We start from the raw sequence: 19953 nt of genomic DNA on the forward strand, positions 1-19953 counted from the left end.
TTATCTGAATACGCGCATTTAAAAGCGGGCGCGCCTGTTGACATTCCGTAAATTCCGGTTTATAATTTCGTTGTCATCAGACAATCATATCAAAAGAGGGAGGCCCACCCATGAACCTGCGCGAAACATACGGCAAGATCCTGCTGCCCCTCGTGACCCCCTACGGCGAAAACGAGGAGATCGACTACGGGCGCTACGCCGAATTGATCGAATACCTCATTCAAAACGACCTCTGCGACAGCTTCATCGTCACCGGCACCACCGGCGAGGCGAGCCTCTGCACCTTCGACGAGCGCGTCAGGCTCATGGAGACCGCCGTCAAAACGGTCGCGGGCCGCAAGCCGGTCATCGCCGGCACCGGCTGCGCCTCCACCAAGGAGACGGTCGCGCTGACCCGGAGGGCTGAGGCGCTCGGCATCGATACGATGCTCGTCGTCTGCCCCTTCTACAACAAGCCCACCCAGGAGGGGATCTACCGCCACTACCGGGCGGTGGCCGAGTCCACCGGGGCGAAGATCATCCTCTACAACATACCCATCTTCGTCGGTGTCAACCTGGAGGCGGAGACGGTCGGTCGGCTCGCTGCCATCCCCAACATCATCGGCGTCAAGGACGAAGCGGGCGTGAATCCCACCCAGGTCACCGACTACTTCCTTGCGACGCAATCGGCCGATCCCGATTTCCTCATCTATAACGGCGACGACGTGATGCTGCTGCCCACCATCGTGCAGGGCGCGATGGGCATCGTCTCGGGCGGCGCGCACATCTTCGGACATGAGATCCGCGCAATCTTCGAGGCCTTCGCGAAGGGGGAAAACGAAAAGGCGCGCGAATGCTTCCTTCCGCTCTACCGCTTCTGCAAGGCCTGCGGCCAGAACGGCCGCATCCTGCCCAACTCGATCATGCGTCCGGCCATCGAGCTCGTGACCGGCGTCAGGGTCGGCCCGGCGCGGGGCCCGCTCGCGCCCATTACCGACGCCGAGCTGGCCGTCCTGAAGGACGCCCTGCACAAGGCCGGCAAGCTCTGAAAACGTCTGTTCCCCCCAAAACGGCAGACGCCGGCCCGCCAGCTTTCGCTGGCGGGCCGGCGTCTGCTTTTTTGCGCCCGACAAAATCTCTTTTGTTTTGGCGCAAAAAGAGATATAATAGGAGAGACATCATAAGGAGGAAGCCTATGGATTTTGATCACGCGCTTTCCGCGCGGCCGACGGTGCACCCGTCCTCCGCAGTCAAAAACTGCGTCCTCGGCGCCTACACCGAGATCGGGCCCGGATGCGCGCTGGAAGAGACCCGGCTGGGCGACTACTCCTACTGCTTCGCCCAAAACGACATCATCTATTCGGACATCGGGAAGTTCTGCTCGATCGCGACGGGGGTGCGCCTGAACCCCGCGCCCCATCCTTCCTCGCTGCGCCCGGCGCAGCACCACTTCACCTACCGCTGCACGAAATACGGCTTCGGCCCCGACGACGACAGCGTCATCTCATGGCGGCGGGAGAAACGGGTGGTCATCGGAAACGACGTCTGGCTCGGGCACAACGCGATCATCATGGGGGGCGTGACGATCGGCAACGGGGCGGTCGTCGGCGCGGGCGCGGTCGTGACCCACGACGTGGCGCCCTACGACGTTGTCGCGGGGGTCCCCGCGCGGCGCCTGCGGCGGCGGTTCGACGGGGAGACGGCCGCCGCGCTCGGGCGCATCCGCTGGTGGGACTGGCCCCACGAGCTGCTGCGCGAGCGGATCGCGGATTTCCGCACAATCGAGGGATTCTGCGAAAAATACGATCCGCTCAGAGCAGGATCGAAATGAGCATCATCTCCAAAAGGCGCGCATAGATCGGTTCGAGCTCCTCGACGGGCAGGGGGTTTTTCCCGCGGCCGATTTCGATCGTGAAGGCGGGCCGGTGCAGGCAGTCGATGAACCAGTCCTTGAATCCGCCGTGGGAGGCGGTCCCCTCGGGGGAGGCGAGCTTGTAGCCGGACGCGGACGCCAGCACCTGTGCCATCAGCTGGGAGCGCACCGGCGTGTGCGGCCCGTAGCGGTAGTAGATCTCCTCCCCCTGGGAGTGAAAGGCGTACGCCTGCCGCAGGTCGAACGCGCAGCAGAAATTTACGAGGGAGCGGGTCTCCGGCTCGCTGTGGGGGGCGGTCCCGCCGTAACGGGTCGGCCCGGGGGAAGTGAACCCCGCCTGCTCCTCGAGCTCCTTGAGCTGGGGGAAGCCCGCGTCGAAATTGTGGTTGAGGTCGATGCCCCGCGCGTTGGCCTGCCAGCGGGAGGCGTCCCCGCCGCTCGCCTTTTCGACGAAGGCGCAGAGCTGCCCCGCCGATTCGGCCCCGTGCAGACTGATCTCCACCCCGTCGGGGTTGAGGCAGGGGATGATCGCGATCGAGCGGTTTTCCAGCGTGCGGGCCATATCGATGTCGGCGAGCGGCTCGCCGGTGGTCATCGCGCTGAGGATATCCTCGCAAAAGCGGAAGAGCAGCAGGGTGGTCAGCCATTCCATCCCGTGCACGCCGCCGACAAACAGGGTGCCCCGGTAGACGTCCCCGATGCCCAGCGCGTAGATGCTGCGCCCGAGGACCGATTTCCCGATCGGAAAGGTCTTTAAAAAGGGGAAACTATTTTTTACAAAGGCATAATGCCAAGTGAAACAGGCTTTAGATTTTCCAGTGGATTGTAACGCTCTCACTGGTTGCATCAATGTGGGATATGAGAATATCAACCACCTTGCGCTTATCGTCAAAACTCACGGACTCCCAATCGTTGAGGTAATTCGTGATACAGTCAATTTGCGTGTCCGAAACGGAATTAGCGGTGAGATCGGCCACCAGCTTTAACTGCTTTTGCCGTTCTGCGTCCAGCTCCTCGATCCTATTGTTTGCGTATTGCAGGAGCAGCGGGTTTGCCCCGGACAAAGTGTCCAGAAGTTTCTCAATCTCGCTTTCCGTCTTTGCCAGGGCAACACGGGCGGCGGTCAGTTTGGGGTTATAGCCCGGTTCCTTGCCGCCTTTCAGCGTGTGATACTTCCGCATTTTCTCCACCATCTCGCCATACACAAAGGACTCCATGCTTTGCGCCGTCAGCGTACCGGCACCCTCGCAGCTCCCGTTATCGGCCCGCTGCTTGCACCGCAGGTAAGTAACGCCGTTTTGGGCTCTCAAGCCCACCAGAGCATAGCCGCAGCGTCCGCACTTGATTTTCCCGGCCAGCCAGGTATTGTGGCATTTGCGGCCATTCTGGAATGAGGTGTTTTGTGACAGCTTGCGCTGGACGGTCAGCCAAAGGCTGGAGGGGATGCGCCCCTGGTGGGGAGCGATTACAAGGATTTGTTCTTCACCCTCCCGGCCCTGGTAGAGATAGCAGCTATTGTCCCCCGTGAACATTTCCGGGGGGCTTTCGATTTTTACGCCCTGGGCTTTGAAGTATTCGTAGATGTCCATATCGGCCTGGACATAGACCGGATTTCTCAGCAGTTTTGAGATAAAGGCCCGTTGCAGGGCTTTTCCATAGACATCAATGGAGTTTTTGACAAAGTACCGGGTTATATCGCCGTAGGAGCTGCTCGGCTCCGCATACATCTGGTACATCAGCTCGGCAAAATCCATTTCCGCGTTTTCCACCAGCTTCTTTGTCTTGATCCCGTCCATGACGATGGGCTCAGTATCAAAACCGTATGGCGTCCGGCCCCGCATATAGTAGCCTTTGGTACACCGGGAATAAAAAGCGTCCTGCACGCGCATTTGGATGCTTTCCCGTTCCAGCTGGGCAAACACGATACAGATATTGAGCATCGCCCTGCCCATCGGGGTAGAGGTATCAAATTTTTCCGTACAGGACACAAACTCCACATTGTACTGCTTGAACAGCTCCATGAGCTTTGCAAAGTCCACAATGGAGCGGCTGATCCGATCCAGCTTGTAGACAATCACCCGCTTGATGAGCCCCAGCTTGATGTCCTGCAAAAGCCGCTGGAAGTCCGGGCGTTCAATATTCTTGCCGGAGTAACCTTTATCCTTGTACTCCCGGCCCTCACCGCCTTTCAATTCGTAACGGCAAAATTCAAACTGACTTTCAATGCTGATACTGTCCTTTTTGTCAATCGACTGCCGCCCATAAATCGCGTCAATTCTGTTATCCATAATTAGCTCCCTTTCCATAAATGGGAGCCAACCTACAACTATATTATACCTCTAATGCCCCCATGCAACAAGGATGACTCCGGCCTACCCCCTCTGTCCGGCGTACTTTACGAACACATCAAACAGCCGCCGTTCAATTTCGCGGTTTCGTTTGTCCCGCTCCTGCGGCGAGTATATGGGGGTAACATTCTTGACGGTGATCGTCCGATCCCCAAGAACGGCAGTTTTGATCTCGCTTTCGTATTTGACCTGTGCCTGCATAAAATACCTCCCTCTTAAAACGGTATGGATAAAGGAAACGGCCAGCACCCGCATAGGGCGCTGGCCGCTTGATGGTGTGACCTCTGGACACTTTGTCCAGAAGTCAATAGGGGCTCCGCTCGTAGTAAGCCGCAGCCTCCTCCGGGGTAGTGTAGTCAAAAACCTCGTGGAGCTCCAGCATGACCTGTTCAATGTCGGTGGGCTTGAAGCCGCACCGCTCCATCGCAGAGATCACATAGCCCCGGCAGGCCCCCTCGCTCCACGGCTGGGAGAGCAGGGCCGCCAATTCTGGATCGTAGTTCATAGAGCGTTCCCCTTTTTCATAAAGATATAGGGGAGCACTGCGCTCATTTTCTTGCCCCGTCATAAGACAGCATCCTCGGCTGCGGCGCTCCCCCGCAAAGAGGGAGGCGGCCCGGCACTGTGGCCTGGGGCCCCCGCGTCCCCTTTACGGAGAGGGAAAAACTTCCTCTCATATACCCAGGACAAAAAAGGAGCAAATGGAGATGGTAATTAGAAATTTTCTCTCAAATATTTTTTCATCCGTTTGATGCCGCTTTCCACGGAACAACGGACGGCGCTCTTGTCCACGCCCTCCTCGCGGGCGATCTGACGGTAGCTTTTGCCGAGGATCAAGTGAGCGTCCACCCGGCGGCCCTGGATCTCCGGCAGGGAGTTGAGGGCATTCCACAGACGGAAAAACAGCTCTTTCCGATCCAGGAGCTCCTGGGGGCTGGGCTCATGCAGGCACGCGGAATATTCGATCCCGTCATCACAGTCCAGGGAATAAAACGCCTTATTCCGGGTAAGCCGCCGCTGATAGGACGCTTCATCCCTCCGGCTGGCCATAAGTGCCTCGGCCACTTCATCGGGCACCTCCACCAGCTCGTCCACTATGTACCAATAATAAAAATCTTTCAGATTGATTGTAGTCATAACTTGTCCTCCATTTTGTTTCGGTGGGTGGGTTGATCGGAAACAAAATGGAGGGCTGGCGGAGAACGGCACCCAGGGGAGCCGCCCCGTACCCCTGGACACTTTGTCCAGAAGTAAGGCAAGCAAAATGCGCTTGCACAGCACAAGGCCGCACAAGCGCATAAAGCGAGGAATTTATTTATATTAGAACAATTTTCGCAACCAATATCAGAATATCCTTGTCCGGTGCCTGGGCTTTTTTTGACAAATTAAGGGCATGGACAAGGCAAAGAAACACGGCGTACCTCCTTTGCCGCCGTGGGTATAAAAAAGCGGCGGCCTTGAAATGATTAGTTTCAAAACCGCCGTTTGACTTCTGCCCCTATTTGAGGCGCATAACAACACAGCCGCCAATCCAACGGTTTTTTTATATGCCGTTTCCGTTGGCGGCCCCCAAACAACTATTAACCTCAAGAAAAAATACAGAAAAGAGAATATAATACGGTGCCGATGCCAAGTAATATATACACTATTCTCAACCCGAGCGAATATTTTGCGTCTGGATTTCTCGTTAAGAATTTTGGTAATTTTATTTTGTTGCAGATAAAACCGAATATCACAAAACCTGCACCAATCACAAGCGTTACATATTGCCAATACTCACTTAAAAACTTTTCTATAAACTCCATCACTTGCCCATCCAATATTTCATGCAATACTCACTCAGCTTTTCATAGTCAAACATATAATTAACGTCCATGAGATAATTTTCCATCATCGCCACGGAACTAATAAGCTGTAAATCTATTTTGCTATCTTCAAGCTGGTCATTCTTTAAGATGAACAGGCTTGTTTTCTTGTCCTGCGTCATTTCGGAATTAGTCTTTTTGCAATAAATAGGTTCATCAATCCAATCCCATTTAGGATCTACGGGAATAAGTACGATTTCAGGAATGTTATTATCGTCTATGCCATAGCCCATAAGCCAGTTGTAATATGTATGAACAGTTTTCGTTAGTTTTTTCTTTGTTGTCATTTTCCAGACAACGGCGGTCTGATAATCTTTCCCTGTCTTTTCCTTAAATACTTCCGCTACCTTTTTCATATTTTCTTCTTGTTTAGCGGTCAGCTTTCCTTGCAGCGGCTTAAAAATGTTTCCAAACAATCCCATGATTTTTCACCTTTCCTTTTTGTTATTGTTGCAGTCGTTTTTGCATTGAAAGTTTATCCTCTTTCCATGCTTCATACAATTCCTCGTTTTCTTCCCACAATTCTCTTAATTCAGAATTATCAGAAAGAATGGCACCAATAGCCGTTACTGCTTTTTGTTTGAGGGGAGAAAAGTCAAAACATTTTTGTGAACTTGTCCACTCAAAATAATCTTCCTCATCACACCTATACACAAAGCTGTTTATTACGCTGTCAATAACGGCCGCTGATACTAAAGCGTAATGCGCTTCATCATAGCCGATATATTCAGCCTGTATAACCTCATCAAAATATTGTTCCATATCAGCAATTATGTCTGATGATCCTTTAAGGTCAATCAAAGCGTCATACGCAGTATCATCATCAAACACACCATAATTCCATGCGCCCATATATCCTCCTTTATCTACCGGGCCACTTCTGGACAAAGTGTCCAGAAGTCCGCACCTAAACAAGCAACGTAGCGATACTACACACGATCAACACGCATCCCCCGCGCCAAAGATGAAGCGGCAAGTTCCTCTTTATTTTTCCTGTTCTTGCTCTAATCGCTGAATGAGCATATCAAGATGATTTCTTTTATCCAATTAGTACCACACGTCCACGCTCTGGGAAATAAATATTCAACCCCATCTTCCAAAGTTCAAAATAAGGACGAAAAGGATTTTCCCGTTTCGTATCATACATAGGCCACTGGAGATAATCGGACAATAGATAATCGCAGTTGATATGGTACAATGCCTCAGTCATTAACTCAATATCCTCATAGCCCTCCTTGTACAGCATATCGCTACACCAATCTATCAAATCAATTTCTATTTCTGTACTTTCTCCATTTATTTGTTGCTGATAGGCTTCTTCTCTAAAAGTCTGGGCAGCTTGTCCGAATAAAATTTCTATTTTGGCGTTCTCGTCCAATGGAGCAGCTTCCTTGAACTCCTCCACGAAAATACGATTTATATTTCTAATATAGGCTTGTACTGCATTTTCAGCGTTCTGTCTATTATCTTCTGAAAATCGAGTAAAGAAATACCCTGCATAGCTGGTTTGTTCGTCTGGCAGTTCAACCTTTGCTGTATCTTTGCTGATTTCATCAATTTCCAAAAGTTCTTGTAACATATTTAATCCAGTTTGCCCATAGAGAGCAAAAATAGGGCGCAGATGTTCGATATTTCCACCGCGCAACTCCTGAAACAGAAAAGGCGGTACAGCTTCTTCCTCCAAATCGTAATCATGTTCTTCAAAGATTTCCATTAGTAATGGGTCTTGTTGAATAATCTCTGCCCAACGATTGGGAAGATATTTTTTACATTCATCTATTGTCATTAAAAATTTCTCCTTTTCCTGCATATAGGGTGTTCTTATAGTACATCTTCATGCCAGATTTGACGAAGCGTAATTCCTTTTTCAAAGGTTTCCTCCGTGCCATCTTCAAAATGGACTTCAACCCGAATAGCTTCTTCATTCTCGTCATTTTCCGATTGATTAACCCAGTCAACCCATTCGATTATTGGAGATAGTTCATCATTGTCCCTAACAATTCGATACCCTTCTCCCAGATTTTCAGATAAAACATCTTCAATTTTATCAAGCTGCATTGTCATTAACTCCGTTTCATCATCTTCAATTTCAACCCATTCCCCGGTTTCGTTTTTCTCCATATATGTGCCATAAGGCAAGGACAACAGGGACACTACGGTCGGGTCAATGCGGCAAATATCTCGAATATCGTAAAAGCCAGCTTTTTCATCATCAAGTTCGTCGTCCATCATATCATCATCGGAAAAGAAGCCCCAACCGCTTTCCCAGCCCCATTCCTCACGTTCTGGCATTATTCGTTTGGCCCCCTTGATTTTATAGCCCTTTTGAGCGATACGGTCAGTTGCATAGCAGAATAGGGGACCGTCCCAATCGGGAATGATAGGCGGCTTTCCGTCGGCGGCACGTGCAACACGCAGTTCGGGATCATCTTCAAATTCTGTTTCCAAAAATTCTTTTAACCGCTTATCCAAAATTGCACTTATCGCCTGGTAGCTTTCCTCGGTATAAGGCAAAAGCAAATATGCGGCTTCTTCCTCCTCAATGCTATTCCATGTATGATCTTTCAAAACAGCCAGAGCACAGTCGCGGTAGTCCCAGAGATAGACATAAGGATTTGAGCGATTGTCCTGGGCATACCATTGAGCAAAGCCAGAGCCTACCCGATCAAAAAATTGCGTGGACAACTTTCCGTCCAGCTTGTCCCGGATAAACACACGCAAGTCGGGGCCATTCCCCGCCCTAACTGTTTCTACCACATTTCGGTACTGGGTAAGAAACGGGTTGCTCATTTGCCCTCGTTCCATAGCCCAACGCAGATAAACGGCCATAGAGTTGTAAGCGGCCAGTTCATCAACAGGCAAATGCAAATCCCGGATACGTTTTAGATGACTTTCCGCATTATCCATTTCCGCTAAATCATAGCCAATCGTATCTTCATCTGTAATTGCATTAAGGCGCGTGGGGTTAATGACCTCCAAGATTTCGTCCGGGCATTTATCTATAAGTTCATCTACACTATTTTCTAACTTAAACTCCATTTCTTCCTTGTAGAGAGGGATAAGCTGATAAAAATTCACTTCGTCCCCGTCGGGGAGAGTGCAGAAGTATGAGGGTTCACCAAACACACCGGGATTTAATAACATAGCCCCGCACAATTTTGTACTTTCCGCAAATGGCTCACCGGAACTTATGGTATGTCCCCAGCCAAGCCAAGTATTTCTATCTTTAACAGGTATGCGGGCAATCCATTTCAAAACATCAATAGGCCAATACCATTTTTCCTCTTGCCAATCCTCCTCCGACAATTTCCAATCCGGGGGAAGATTGATTAAAAGCTCTGCCCGTTCCAATTTTTTCTCTGTTAGTTCCTCTGGCACGTTCATTCTATGAGCGCCCATTCCAAATGTAACAAGGGTATAATAGTTATGATCTTTTCGCGGTGGAATAACGCAGATGTCCAAATGAATACCTGTGGAAACACTTTCGTGAAATACGTAATCATAATAACCGAAATATTTTTCAATGTGTTTCTCTACCGCATCCCAATCGGCCTCGCCATACATTTCGACTGGTTCTTCCGAAAGATACCCCTCACAATCGCTCACCAATTTCTGCGCTTCTGGATTGTCCGGCTCTAATTCCAGCCACCGCTTTCCATATTCAAGAGCAACAGCCGCCGTATCATCTGCCATGAGGTGAGCATATCCCATGCGAGCGTTCCAGTACGGGTCATTTTCTCCCTGTTTCCATACAGTTTCCAAAATGTCAATGGAGTGTTGGATAAGTTCCTTATCTACTTCATCATCATCTCCATGCGCCTTGTGATCTCCCAATACTGCCAAATTGCTATAAGCCCGACCAAGCAATACGGTCAATTTATATCCACGCTCTTTTTCCGGGATAGCTTCAATGGCTTCAATACACCGGGAAAATTCATCGTTTTTATTCCACTGTTCAAGTTGTTCCAGCAAATTGTCCATACCATAATCCTCCTCCAGTTGACGTTTTCAAAACAAAAAAGCGTTTCTATCCGCGCAGAAAACTGCCTTGATAGAAACGCTTATATATACCAATATTATTGGGGGCATGACAAAAGCCCGATGCTACATAGTTATAGCACCGCTCCGCTTGCTTGCTTGCTTGCTTGCTTGCTTGCTTTAGGATGGCAGAAGTCATGTTGCTTGTCAACCCCTTTTTGAAAAGTTATTTATAGACATTATAGCAGAACATTTGAAGTATGGCAATATTCTTTTTGGAATGTTCGCCCCCTGCACTATCCGCTCCAAAGCGCCTGTTTTTCAGGTTTGCACGAAACGGCAAGCAGGGCAGGTGTGCCCACACCTGCTATTTTTGCGTGGCCGGGGCCCCGCAAAAATGCTTGTTGGGGAGCTCCCCAAACCCGCTGCACCTCTGGACAAAGTGTCCAGAAGTCCTTATTGTCTGCGGCCCCGGCGCTACCGCTCCTGGGCCTTATCTTCCCGCCCGTCTGGATAGCCGCGCAGGAAGTCGATGTTGCCCTTGACCGCCACGGCCTCCCGCATATCTGCCTGGGCCTTGCGGTACTCGGCATAGAGGGCCTTTTTCTTTTCAGAGAGCTCCCGCCGCCGCTTTTTCAGCGCGTCCATCTTTGGGAGCTTTGCCCCGTCCAAAAGCTCACTCATGGCGGCCTTTGCCGCCCGATAGTCAGAAAGCTCCGCCTCGTGCTGGGCCAGATATTTTTTAGAATACCGGGCCGCCTTGTAGCCGTCAAACACGGGCCTCGTCTTTGCGTACTTTACCACAGCCCCCATGAGCTGGGAAGTATGGGAGAGGGCGGCCTCGGTGTCCCGCAGCTCCCCGGCCAGGGAGTGAAAGCGATCCACCGCCGCCTCGGTGGTGGCCTCCAGCGCCGCATAGTCGGTCAGCCCATGCTCACGGAGATACAGGAGCGCGGCGGCCATCTGTTTGAGGTTGTAGACTTTGGCCCACCGCTCGTAGGCCGGGCCTTTGCCCTGGGCCAGACGGTTTTGAATGTCGATGATGAGATCGACGCGCCGGGGCGGGGGCGGGCCCTCCTTTGGCAGCTCCGGGATCGGGCGCTCCCCGGCGATCACCGCCCGGATGTCCTCCGGGTCAAAGCCGGGGCCCAGGGTGGACGAGCGCAGGCGGGTGGGCTTATCCTGCCCAGGGGCCAGGAATGAGATCACTCCGCCCCGGCCACGCTTCACCGCAAAGCCGGACTCCTCCATGAGCCGCAGGAACGCCGCAAAGTCGGCGGGCTGTTTCCCCAGGGCCTCCACGATAGCCAGCCGCACTCGCTGCTGGGCCGAGGGCGGGCGTTCCCCGACCCATTGGCCGTAGTGGAGAAAGCGGCCCTTGCTGTGGAGCTTCGGGTTTTGGATCACAGACAGGTCATGCTCCAGGCATACCCGGTCAGAGAGCCGCCGCAGGGCTGCCGCCGATCTGAAAAAATCCCGGAATTTCCCGGTATAGTCCAGGGTGGTGGAATTGTAGTAAATGTGATTATGGATGTGCTGGCGGTCTGTATGGGTGGCAACAAAAAAGGCGTGCTTTCCCTTTGTCCAGCGCATAGCCGTTTCATAGCCCACCCGGTTTGCCTCCTCCGGGGTGATCTCCCCAGGACGGAAGGACTGCCGGATCTGATAGCACAGCACATCCGCATCCCGCCGCTGCTCCCGGCCCGTGACGGCCTTGTACTTTGCCTTTGCCAGCAGGAACTCGGCGTCGGCTGTGCGGTGGTCGCACTCATAGGCGGAAATGAGCTCCCCGCCCTGGGTTTTCTCCGGGTTTTGTCCGTAGTCGAAACGGTCTTTCAGCGATTGGGCAACAGTTTCCCCCTTGCTGATATGGTGGGTGATCAAGCGTGTTGTGGCCGTAAGCTCACCTCCTCCAGATAGACGAAAAGAGGGCGGCGGGAACATACCCGCCGCCCGGCACTTCTGGACAAAGTGTCCAGAGGTCATCAGCTAAACATAAAATCCTGCAAGGCATATTTCACCCCATACAGGCGCTCCAGCAGCCACTCCCCGATGGCCGGGAGCCCAAAGGGGGAAACCAAAAACGCCAGCACCAGCATGGCAATACACCCGGTATGCAGCCCTGCGAAAAAACCGCAGGCCGCCAGCAGGACAAAGGCGGTACACGCCAGCCAGCAGAACGCGCCCGCGATGCAGGAGAGGAACGAGAGCACCGCCACAGCGAGGATCAGCGCCAAAACAAAGGAGGCCGCGATAATTTTCAAAATGATACGCATGGTTCATACCTCCTACAAAAGTTTGCTATTTGCCTCTATATGTATATTATAACTCAGTAAGAGGGGGCCAACAAGGATGACTCCGGCTGCCCCCACCTCTGGACAAAGTGTCCAGAAGCCGGGGCAGCCGGGGAGCGTTGCGCTCCCCGGCAAGGGTTAAAGCTCCACCACCGCCGACAGCTTTTTGAGCAGGTCGGACAGCGGCTCCCACAGGGTTTCATAGTCCCGCTGGAGGGCCTTGATCTCCTCCGGGTAAATGCCGCCGTAGGTGTTCGCCTGGATCGCTACCTGGTTTAGATTGTTGGAGCACCGCCGCTGGAGCGATACCAGCTCCCGGACGGGCGAAAGGTCAACATGGAGCACATAGCCGTTGAGGGCCATTTTCCGCACATAGGCCCCCAGGTTACGGACACCCGCCTCGGCCATGCGCTCCCGGATCAGCGCCAGTTCCTCCTCGGACACCATCACATGAAGATGGACAGGGCGGCGGCGCTTTTTCTGGCTCACCGTTCCTCGCGCTCCCGGCTCCGATAGGGGCGGGGCGGCTCCTTTACCTTGTCCAGCGGCTTTTCCTCCTCCGGGGGCTGGGGGGAGCCAAACACGCCGCACAGCCGTTTCATTTCCAGATCGGCCCGATCCTGTTCCCTCTGTTTTTCCATACACATACCTCCTAACGCTCGCCCCTGTCGGGTGCTTTCTTTTTTGGGGCCTCCGGCCCCTGGTGCTCCAGGGCCTCCCGCTGGGCGGCCTTGAGCTGGTCACGGATTGAGGGCTGCCTGTCGCCAGTCAGAAGCGCCCGCCGCACCCGGATGTTTTCCGTACATTCCATCAGCTTTTCCACGGTAGCCTTTGCCGTTGGCACATAAGCGTCCGCCTCGGCGCTCCATTCTGTAAGCCTGCGCCCCTCCGGGAGCTGGCGCATATCCTCCCACGGCCCCACCACCTGGGCCAGCGCATCCATACGCCGCCACACATCGGGGTTATCCCGTGAGGGCCGCAGCTCATAGCAGAACAGTTCATCATCCGTCAACTGTTTTCCGTATTCCAGCTCGCCCCAGGCCAGGAACGCGCCACCCTCCACCGGAAGCCGTTTATCATAGTTCTGGAAACGGATGGGATCGTTGCCGCCGCCTTTTGGGAACGTGCCGATGTCAATGGGCCGTTGGGTGGAATAGTATTTGAAGCTGTCTGGCTGGGGGCCTTCCGACGCCAGGAAAACGGAGTTTTCCTTTTCATAGTCACCCGCCCGTTTCAGAAAATCTTTGACCGCCGCCCGTTCTGTCGTGAAATAATGCCCCCAGTCAAAAGAACGGCGGCCCTGCTCCTCGGTGACTTTCCAGGTCACATAGGGATCGGGGGCCCGCAGATTTTCCCCCAGGGCAAAGCCCTTGTTATCATCGTAAAGTAAAAGCCGCTTGATTTCATATCCGGCATTTCGCTCCATATACAGCACCTCCTGAATTTGTTGAGATAAGCCGCCACCTCTGGACAAAGTGTCCAGAAGTGACAGCGCGGGGATGTGGAAAGCATTTTGCTGAAATGGGGGCGGGGCATAGAAACATACGGCCCACCCCAAAACCGGCCCCGGAAAGCCTTGTAATCAGCGGGTTTTCCGGGGCCTAATTTTCCACACATCACCTCCGCTTTTTTCGCATATACTCCCGCTTTTGCCGCCGCAGGGCGATCCGGGCGCAAGCCTCGGAGCAGTAGGCCATGCGCCCATCCACGGGGACAGCCCCGCCGCAGATGGGGCAGGGCTTGAAAACCGGGGGCGGGCCCTCGGTCAAGAGCGCCGCCTCCAGCGCCGGATCAAGGGGCAGGACAGCCTCCCGGAAATAACGGCAATAGGCCCCCGTCCAGCATTTGCCGAACATATAACATTCGCACTCCAGGGGCAGGCATCCATATTCCTTGTCATAGTTGGCGCACCACTTCACCACCAGGGCGCGGATTTTGCTTTTTTCCTCGCGGGTCAGTTCACGGGCCACCCCATCACCTCCCGGCAGGGGTTTTCAAAAGCTCCCGGTAGCAGGACACACAGCCGATCCCCCGCCAGTAGGGGCACCCGGAACACCGGGAGCCTTTGGGCGCTTTGGGGATGGAGGGGGCCAGGGGCCGGGGCTTCTGTTTCATCATTTTTTCATAAGGGTTATTGGTAAAGTTCATTCCTCATCCTCCTCGCTGTTTTCGTCCTCGTCCCAGGGCGGGCCGTCGTCCTCATAGTCCTCCTCGCCGTAGTCCTCCTCTGGCTCGGCGGCCTGCTGCTGTTTGGGCCGGAGCACCTTGAAATAGAACGCGGCCCCGCCGCCGATCCCGGCCACCGCCAGGATGAGCAGGAGCGTCCCCATGCTGCCGCCTGTTTCCGGCTCCTCCGCAGGTTCCTCGGTTTCCACAGGCTCCGGGGCTGCGCCCACGCATTTTCCCATATTGACAGAGCAGACGGCGCACTCTGTATTGACAGCCCCCACCTCGCATTTTTCAGAGCAGGAGCACACCGCCTGTTCCACGCCAGCGGCCTCGGCTGCGGCCAGCAGGTCGGCCTCGTCCACCACATTCAGAAAATAGGTTTCGTACTGTTCGCCCTCCTCGTCCACGGGCTTGTCGTAGTCAATGACGAAATAAAATGTAGCCCCGCCGCTGGTATGGACGGTGATAAACTGCTTGTTGGTGTTTTCGTCATAGAGCAGGTCGCGGGTCACAAAGCCGCCCTCCTCCGAAAAGCCCTGGCCGGGTTCAATGGTAGGCTCCGGGGCCGGGGCTGGGGTTTCCATTGTGGGATCGCCGTAATCAGAGCCCGCCCCGCCATCTGCATAGGCATAGGACGGGACGCTAAAGCCGCATAAAAGAACAGCGGCGCAAAGCGCCGCCGTCAAAGACTTCCATCGTTTCATATTCAATTTTCCTCCTTTTCCACAGGCCCCGACTTCTGGACACTTTGTCCAGAAGTGCCCTCCCGGAGCTGCTGAAGCACCAGGGGCAGCTCCTCCAGGGAAATGCTCAGGCCCCGCACGATGTCCACGATCTCGCTGTTTTCGGCCTCCAGCTTGTTTTTCTCCAGCTCCTTGAGCCGGGCCTGCTGCTCGTTGATTTTGGCCTTGACCTTTTCAATCTCGGCCTGGATTTTTTGGCTTTTGCTTGCCGCCATAGAATACCTCCAATCATGGTAAACGCCCGTAGGCGTAGAAATGGGACTGCCAGTAGCTTGTATTCAAATTCGCGTAGCTGATGGGATCGCCCGCATGGATCATCATCCCGTCCCCCACATAGATACCACAGTGGGAAACGCCGCTTGTATCATAGGTGCCCTCAAAAAAGACCAGATCGCCGGGGCGGGGCGCGCTGGTGGGGGTGCAGATGTTGTAAAGCCCCTGGGCCCCCAGGCGGCCCACATCCCAGCCGGAGTGATTGATCACCCAGGACACGAAGCCGGAGCAGTCAAAGGAAGTGGCCGGAGAGCTGCCGCCCCACACATAGGGATAGCCCAGGTACTTTTCCGCCTCGCCCAAGATAGCCGCAAAGGTTTCATCGTCCAGATATTCCTCCGGCACGTCGTAGTCGGCGGGCGGTTTCGTGTATTTGTCCACATACCCGGACTCCGGGAACAGGTCGGGCCGGTTGCCCAGGCTGGACATATAGAGGGCATACCGGGCCAGCTCCTCCTCGCCCATAAGCTCCAGGGGGAGATGGGAAAGGTTTTTGTTTTCCAGCGTCACATAGCAGATATACCAGTTATACGGGACTTCCACCTCATAATCGTTGCCCTCGCTGTCTGTGCGGGTTTCCGTCCGGTAGCGCACCTCCACCACCACATCCTCGGTGAGAATGTATTGGCGGCCAAAAAGCGTTTCCAGGGTGCCCTGTACCTGGGCAAGCGTCCATTCCCCCTCGTGGAGCACAGAGAGAATGGAGATGAGCACATAGGGATCGTGTTCGATCCCGTCCAGGTCAAAATGGTATTCGTCATAGTCGTGGGTGCTTTCGTAGGTGTCCAGGTAGTTTTGCAGCTCCGCCTCCATATCTACATAGGCGGCCTCAGCCCCCAGGATGTCCTCATCCTTTGATGGATAGGTGGTAGCGCCCACGGCCCCCGCGCCGGAGTTGCCCAGCATCACCAGGGAGGACGAACAGGACTGCATGATAAAGAGCAGGAGCACACAGGCCAGGGCCAGGAGCACCCCCACGGGATGCCGCTTGATGAAGCCCACCGCCTGGGCTCCGGCTCTTTCCGTGGCGGCGGCAGTCTGTTTTGCTGCCTTTGCCGCCCCAGCTCTGGCAGTCTGCCGCGCCTGCTTGCGGTATTGCCGTTTCTGCCAAAACCGTTTCCAGGCACTTTGCTTCAGCTCCGGGTGCTCCTGGGCGGCCACGCGGAACTGATGATCCGCCGCAGCCTTGATATATTTGGACTCCGCCCGCTGGACAGCCTTTGCAGGGTGTTCCCGGATTTTCTTCTTGACGAAGCGGGAGCCATGCCGCAGGGCGGTTTCACCCGCCAGCTCGGAGCGGTGGGCCCCCTCGGTGCCCACATTCTCCTGTTCCACCTCAAAGAGCTTGCCATGCACGAAGCCGTGAACGGTGCCGCCAGCGGCCCGGCCCATCCGCCTCACCGGGCCGGGCTTTTTGGGTGGCTTCTGCTTTGCCAGCTTATCTTTGGCTGCCTCCAGCTTTTCCCCGCGCTTTTCCATACGGAGCTTGGACGCGGCGGCCTGTTCCTGCTGGCTCTTTTGCCGAAATTTTGACTTCTGGACACTTTGTCCAGAGGTGCCGCTGTCCGCAGCCCCAGCATCACCTGGGGAGCCGCCCCCAGCGGCCCCGCCAGGATCGGCGGTGCTCTCCCAGGAGCCGGGGCGTTCCATTGGCTCTTGTTTTGGCCTATTCGGTTTTCGCTTCATTCTTCAAATCCTCCGGGCGGGTGGTGAGCAGGTTATAGATCTCCCCCTTGGGGAAACGGTCAACAAAGGGGATGGTCACATCCCCATAGAACAGCAGGCCCTCGCCGGAATTGCTATGGGTGATGTAGGAAAGCTGGTGCTCGGAAATGCCGAGCTGCTTTGCCAGGATCGCCCGGTCACTTTGGGCCTGGGCCAACAGGATCATAAAGTCGGTGTTGTCCAAAATGGCCTCGATCTCCCGGCTGGCTAACAGGTCTTTCACATTCTGCGTAAGTGCGCTGGGGACGCAGCCCTTTTTGCGGAGCATCTTCCACACGGCCACAAAGTAGCTGGCGGTGAGGGCGTCCCGGAGCAAAATGTGAAACTCGTCAAAGTAGCACCAGGTCGAAATGCCGTTGTGGAAATTCACGTTGACCGCCGAAGTGACAAAATCGTTGGTGATGTGCATGGCGATCTTCCGCAGGTTTTCCCCCAGCCCTTTGAGGACGATGCACACCACACGGGCGGTCAAGTCCACATTGGTAGGGTGGTTGAACAGGTTGAGGGAGCCGGTGCAGTAGAGCTCCAGGGCGGTTGCCACCCGCCGGGCCTCCGGCTCTGGCTGTTTCAGAAGCTCCTCATACAAGTCCTGGAGCAAGGGCGGCTTGCCGGCCCCGATCCCCAGGGCCATATCCCGGTAGATGAGCCGCACACAGCGGTCGATCACCGTCTTTTCGATAGGCTGTAAACCATCCTTGCCGCCCACCACCAGCTCGCACAGGGACAACAAAAAATCCGCTTTCATGGAAAGCGGGCTCTCGTCCTCGTCTATATCCAGCCGGATGTCCATAGGGTTGATATGGCTGGGAGAACCGGGGGCGATCTCAATGACCTGCCCGCCCAGCCGCCGCACCAGGGGGGCATACTCGCCCATTGGGTCCACAATCAAAATTCTGTCCTGGGGGATGGTGAGGAACACGTTTAGGAGCTCTCTTTTTGCCGCAAAGGATTTTCCCGATCCGGTAGAGCCCAGGTACAGGCCGTTGGCCGATTTCAGCTTTTTGCGGTCAGCCATGATGACATTGTGGGAAAGGGCGTTCATCCCGTAATAGAGGGACGGCCCCGCCATCCGCAGCTCCCGCGTCATAAAGGGAATGAAAATCGCCGTGGAGCTGGTGGTCATGCCCCGCTGGACTTCCACCTCGTTATAGCCCAGGGCCAGGGAGGACACAAAGCCCTGCTCCTGTTGCCAGTCCAGCCGCTTCAAGGCACAGTTGTATTTCTGTGCGATGCCGCCCACAGTGAAAATATCATTTTCCAGCCGCTGGCGGGTGGGGGCGATATTCACCACCGTAAAGGTCAGCAGGAACATCCGCTCGTTGCGGGATTGTAGGTCGGCCAGCAGCTCCGCCGCGTCTTTGGAAAAGGTAATGAGGTCGGGGGGCAGGATGTCGGGATCATACCCGGCCCGCACCGCCTTGCGTTGTTCCTCCACCTTCATTTTTCCAATATCGGACAGCTTGCCTTTTACCGTTTTAATGGCCTTCAACTGATCTACCGTCTGGATGTGCATGGTCACAGTCAGCTCCGCGTCCAGCTCCAGGATTTCCGCCAGGAGCTTGTCGGAGAGCTCCGAAGCCATGATCTGCAAATAGGAAGCCGCCCCCCAATACTGGCCCACCCGGAACAGGCGGGACTGCCGAAAGTCGAAGCTGTCCGGGGCGATATAGTCCTTGGTGCCCAGCCCCGTTTTGGGAATGTCCTGCCAGGAGAAGCGGAACGGCTCCCGGCTGCCGGGATGCATCTGGCTGTGGAGCAGGGCCAGCCGTGACCGCCCGTCCAGGGGCTCCGAGGGCACTCCCAGCCGTTTGAGGTTGCCTGTCACATCGGCCTCCACACGCTCCAGCCGGGGCCGGGCCTCCCCGATCCCATCGGCGGGGAGCCCAAAGGTGATATATTTTGACCGCTCGATCCCGTTGTTTGACCGAGCGATCTGGTTTTTTAACATCCCAGTAAATTCAGCCCGGATGCTGTTGAAGCTATCCTCCGCCTGGGGGATATTCACCCGGTATTTGCTCCGGGAACGGGAGCGGCGGTTGATAAAGGAGAGCTGGAACGGCAAAGAGGTGTCAAAGTAATTGAGGAACGAACTCCAGCCGCCGAAAATCGCTGTCTGATCCTCGGTGCTTGCCACGGAATAGTTGATGTCCTCATATTCCACCGTCTTTGTATAGAGCCCGCCGGGGAGCTGGCACACCCCGTCCGGGTGCATCACCAGATAAGGGATCGTCTGCTGGGCAGACAACGCAGCTTTCCGGTCAGCGGCCTTTCCGGGGCCGCGCTTTTGATTTTTTGCTTTCTGCAATCGCATCCTCCTTTCCCGCAGCGCCCCGATGGGTGAACGGGGCGTAAATGTTTTCTGTTCGGTAGGGCCTCACCCCAGGCCGCAGGAAACGGGCCCGGATGATGTTTCGCACCACCTTTTCCAGCGGGAGCCCGTCTTTCTCATACATAGCCAGCAGAAACGCCGGGAGCGCCACCGCCATCATAAAGAACATGGCCCCGGTGTTGCCGATGGAGCTGCGGGCCAGCAGGTAGGACGGGACGCCCACCGCCGCCGCGACGCCGAAGCACACAAGCTGGCGTTTCGTCAGATTAAAGGCAAGTTTGGTCTTGACCTTTGACAGATCGTTGGGAACATTCACATAGGGAATTTTGCTCACTTCCTTTCCAGCCCGGCTACCTCTGGACACTTTGTCCAGAAGT

22 protein-coding genes are annotated in these 19953 nt (G+C 54.9%); 2 read left to right on the forward strand and 20 right to left on the reverse strand.

All coding sequences use genetic code 11. The features are described from left to right. Window positions 1-110 precede the first annotated feature (110 nt). The gene (gene dapA / locus NE609_RS09925) at window positions 111-1028 is read left to right on the forward strand and encodes a 4-hydroxy-tetrahydrodipicolinate synthase (RefSeq protein ID WP_121586266.1); all 918 of its coding nucleotides are present in this window, start codon (window positions 111-113) and stop codon (window positions 1026-1028) included. A 146-nt stretch (window positions 1029-1174) separates the two neighbouring features. Then, the gene (locus NE609_RS09930; RefSeq protein WP_256152423.1) at window positions 1175-1810 is read left to right on the forward strand and encodes a DapH/DapD/GlmU-related protein; all 636 of its coding nucleotides are present in this window, start codon (window positions 1175-1177) and stop codon (window positions 1808-1810) included. Here the strand turns inward: NE609_RS09930 and NE609_RS09935 are convergent. The 20 genes from NE609_RS09935 to NE609_RS10030 all read right to left on the reverse strand — a co-directional run bounded on the left by NE609_RS09935 (window position 1791) and on the right by NE609_RS10030 (window position 19901). Next, window positions 1791-2690: a M14 family metallocarboxypeptidase gene (locus NE609_RS09935; protein ID WP_256152424.1), complete on the reverse strand. Its 900-nt coding sequence runs from the start codon at window positions 2688-2690 to the stop codon at window positions 1791-1793. The genes NE609_RS09930 and NE609_RS09935 overlap by 20 nt on opposite strands. Continuing rightward, window positions 2659-4140: a recombinase family protein gene (locus NE609_RS09940; protein WP_025483343.1), complete on the reverse strand. Its 1482-nt coding sequence runs from the start codon at window positions 4138-4140 to the stop codon at window positions 2659-2661. Before NE609_RS09940 ends, NE609_RS09935 begins: the two co-directional genes overlap by 32 nt. An 84-nt stretch (window positions 4141-4224) precedes the next feature. Next, window positions 4225-4401: a hypothetical protein gene (locus tag NE609_RS09945; protein ID WP_165858884.1), complete on the reverse strand. Its 177-nt coding sequence runs from the start codon at window positions 4399-4401 to the stop codon at window positions 4225-4227. A gap of 103 nt (window positions 4402-4504) precedes the next feature. Further along, a complete protein-coding gene (locus NE609_RS09950; protein WP_044940776.1) occupies window positions 4505-4705 on the reverse strand; it encodes a hypothetical protein in 201 nt (66 codons plus the stop codon). 209 nt (window positions 4706-4914) lie between these two features. Continuing rightward, a complete protein-coding gene (locus NE609_RS09955) occupies window positions 4915-5337 on the reverse strand; it encodes a sigma factor-like helix-turn-helix DNA-binding protein (RefSeq protein ID WP_044940778.1) in 423 nt (140 codons plus the stop codon). Between the two features lie 667 nt (window positions 5338-6004). After that, on the reverse strand, window positions 6005-6487 hold the full coding sequence (locus tag NE609_RS09960) for a hypothetical protein (RefSeq protein ID WP_044940782.1): 483 nt from the start codon (window positions 6485-6487) through the stop codon (window positions 6005-6007). A 22-nt stretch (window positions 6488-6509) separates the two neighbouring features. After that, window positions 6510-6917, reverse strand: coding sequence for a DUF4259 domain-containing protein (locus tag NE609_RS09965; RefSeq protein ID WP_044940785.1), 408 nt, complete (start codon window positions 6915-6917; stop codon window positions 6510-6512). 187 nt (window positions 6918-7104) lie between these two features. Beyond that, complete coding sequence (locus NE609_RS09970; RefSeq protein WP_044940788.1) at window positions 7105-7851, reverse strand: hypothetical protein; 747 nt, start codon at window positions 7849-7851, stop codon at window positions 7105-7107. Window positions 7852-7886: 35 nt separating this feature from the next. Further along, window positions 7887-10046 carry a DUF2185 domain-containing protein gene (locus NE609_RS09975; protein ID WP_227128336.1) on the reverse strand — a complete coding sequence of 720 codons (2160 nt, stop codon included), beginning with the start codon at window positions 10044-10046 and terminating at the stop codon, window positions 7887-7889. 474 nt (window positions 10047-10520) lie between these two features. Next, a complete protein-coding gene (locus NE609_RS09980; protein ID WP_044941585.1) occupies window positions 10521-11882 on the reverse strand; it encodes a relaxase/mobilization nuclease domain-containing protein in 1362 nt (453 codons plus the stop codon). Between the two features lie 146 nt (window positions 11883-12028). Continuing rightward, window positions 12029-12319: a CD1845 family protein gene (locus tag NE609_RS09985; RefSeq protein ID WP_044940789.1), complete on the reverse strand. Its 291-nt coding sequence runs from the start codon at window positions 12317-12319 to the stop codon at window positions 12029-12031. Between the two features lie 156 nt (window positions 12320-12475). Continuing rightward, window positions 12476-12826 (reverse strand): plasmid mobilization relaxosome protein MobC, encoded by a 351-nt coding sequence (mobC, locus tag NE609_RS09990; protein WP_002578766.1) that lies wholly within the window; start codon window positions 12824-12826, stop codon window positions 12476-12478. Then, a complete protein-coding gene (locus tag NE609_RS09995) occupies window positions 12823-12978 on the reverse strand; it encodes a hypothetical protein (protein ID WP_015563773.1) in 156 nt (51 codons plus the stop codon). The genes mobC and NE609_RS09995 overlap by 4 nt, the downstream gene beginning before the upstream one ends. Window positions 12979-12989: 11 nt before the next feature. Beyond that, window positions 12990-13763: a hypothetical protein gene (locus NE609_RS10000; protein ID WP_044940791.1), complete on the reverse strand. Its 774-nt coding sequence runs from the start codon at window positions 13761-13763 to the stop codon at window positions 12990-12992. A gap of 190 nt (window positions 13764-13953) precedes the next feature. After that, on the reverse strand, window positions 13954-14307 hold the full coding sequence (locus tag NE609_RS10005) for a cysteine-rich VLP domain-containing protein (protein WP_123158303.1): 354 nt from the start codon (window positions 14305-14307) through the stop codon (window positions 13954-13956). 174 nt (window positions 14308-14481) lie between these two features. Then, a complete protein-coding gene (locus NE609_RS10010; RefSeq protein WP_044940794.1) occupies window positions 14482-15210 on the reverse strand; it encodes a DUF4366 domain-containing protein in 729 nt (242 codons plus the stop codon). 2 nt (window positions 15211-15212) lie between these two features. Then, window positions 15213-15464 (reverse strand): DUF4315 family protein, encoded by a 252-nt coding sequence (locus NE609_RS10015; protein ID WP_015563770.1) that lies wholly within the window; start codon window positions 15462-15464, stop codon window positions 15213-15215. Between the two features lie 13 nt (window positions 15465-15477). Continuing rightward, a complete protein-coding gene (locus NE609_RS10020) occupies window positions 15478-17208 on the reverse strand; it encodes a C40 family peptidase (RefSeq protein WP_123158304.1) in 1731 nt (576 codons plus the stop codon). After that, complete coding sequence (locus NE609_RS10025) at window positions 17189-19558, reverse strand: VirB4-like conjugal transfer ATPase, CD1110 family (protein ID WP_370867099.1); 2370 nt, start codon at window positions 19556-19558, stop codon at window positions 17189-17191. Before NE609_RS10025 ends, NE609_RS10020 begins: the two co-directional genes overlap by 20 nt. Next, complete coding sequence (locus NE609_RS10030) at window positions 19506-19901, reverse strand: PrgI family protein (RefSeq protein WP_123158308.1); 396 nt, start codon at window positions 19899-19901, stop codon at window positions 19506-19508. The genes NE609_RS10025 and NE609_RS10030 overlap by 53 nt, the downstream gene beginning before the upstream one ends. Window positions 19902-19953 lie beyond the last annotated feature (52 nt).

The organism is Anaerotruncus sp. DFI.9.16, assembly GCF_024461615.1.
In the GTDB taxonomy this organism is placed as follows: domain Bacteria; phylum Bacillota; class Clostridia; order Oscillospirales; family Ruminococcaceae; genus Anaerotruncus; species Anaerotruncus massiliensis.

What these genes read in the sequence shown, in the direction of transcription:
- NE609_RS09970 (WP_044940788.1), bottom strand. Translation starts at nt 7,851, where the DNA reads ATGACAATAGATGAATGTAAAAAATATCTTCCCAATCGTTGGGCAGAG.
- NE609_RS10000 (WP_044940791.1), bottom strand. Translation starts at nt 13,763, where the DNA reads ATGGAGCGAAATGCCGGATATGAAATCAAGCGGCTTTTACTTTACGAT.
- NE609_RS09995 (WP_015563773.1), bottom strand. Translation starts at nt 12,978, where the DNA reads ATGGAAAAACAGAGGGAACAGGATCGGGCCGATCTGGAAATGAAACGG.
- NE609_RS09960 (WP_044940782.1), bottom strand. Translation starts at nt 6,487, where the DNA reads ATGGGATTGTTTGGAAACATTTTTAAGCCGCTGCAAGGAAAGCTGACC.
- NE609_RS09930 (WP_256152423.1), top strand. Translation starts at nt 1,175, where the DNA reads ATGGATTTTGATCACGCGCTTTCCGCGCGGCCGACGGTGCACCCGTCC.
- NE609_RS09975 (WP_227128336.1), bottom strand. Translation starts at nt 10,046, where the DNA reads ATGGACAATTTGCTGGAACAACTTGAACAGTGGAATAAAAACGATGAA.
- NE609_RS09965 (WP_044940785.1), bottom strand. Translation starts at nt 6,917, where the DNA reads ATGGGCGCATGGAATTATGGTGTGTTTGATGATGATACTGCGTATGAC.
- dapA (WP_121586266.1), top strand. Translation starts at nt 111, where the DNA reads ATGAACCTGCGCGAAACATACGGCAAGATCCTGCTGCCCCTCGTGACC.
- NE609_RS09950 (WP_044940776.1), bottom strand. Translation starts at nt 4,705, where the DNA reads ATGAACTACGATCCAGAATTGGCGGCCCTGCTCTCCCAGCCGTGGAGC.
- NE609_RS10010 (WP_044940794.1), bottom strand. Translation starts at nt 15,210, where the DNA reads ATGAAACGATGGAAGTCTTTGACGGCGGCGCTTTGCGCCGCTGTTCTT.
- NE609_RS09940 (WP_025483343.1), bottom strand. Translation starts at nt 4,140, where the DNA reads ATGGATAACAGAATTGACGCGATTTATGGGCGGCAGTCGATTGACAAA.
- NE609_RS09955 (WP_044940778.1), bottom strand. Translation starts at nt 5,337, where the DNA reads ATGACTACAATCAATCTGAAAGATTTTTATTATTGGTACATAGTGGAC.
- NE609_RS10025 (WP_370867099.1), bottom strand. Translation starts at nt 19,558, where the DNA reads ATGCGATTGCAGAAAGCAAAAAATCAAAAGCGCGGCCCCGGAAAGGCC.
- NE609_RS09945 (WP_165858884.1), bottom strand. Translation starts at nt 4,401, where the DNA reads ATGCAGGCACAGGTCAAATACGAAAGCGAGATCAAAACTGCCGTTCTT.
- NE609_RS10020 (WP_123158304.1), bottom strand. Translation starts at nt 17,208, where the DNA reads ATGAAGCGAAAACCGAATAGGCCAAAACAAGAGCCAATGGAACGCCCC.
- NE609_RS09985 (WP_044940789.1), bottom strand. Translation starts at nt 12,319, where the DNA reads ATGCGTATCATTTTGAAAATTATCGCGGCCTCCTTTGTTTTGGCGCTG.
- NE609_RS10015 (WP_015563770.1), bottom strand. Translation starts at nt 15,464, where the DNA reads ATGGCGGCAAGCAAAAGCCAAAAAATCCAGGCCGAGATTGAAAAGGTC.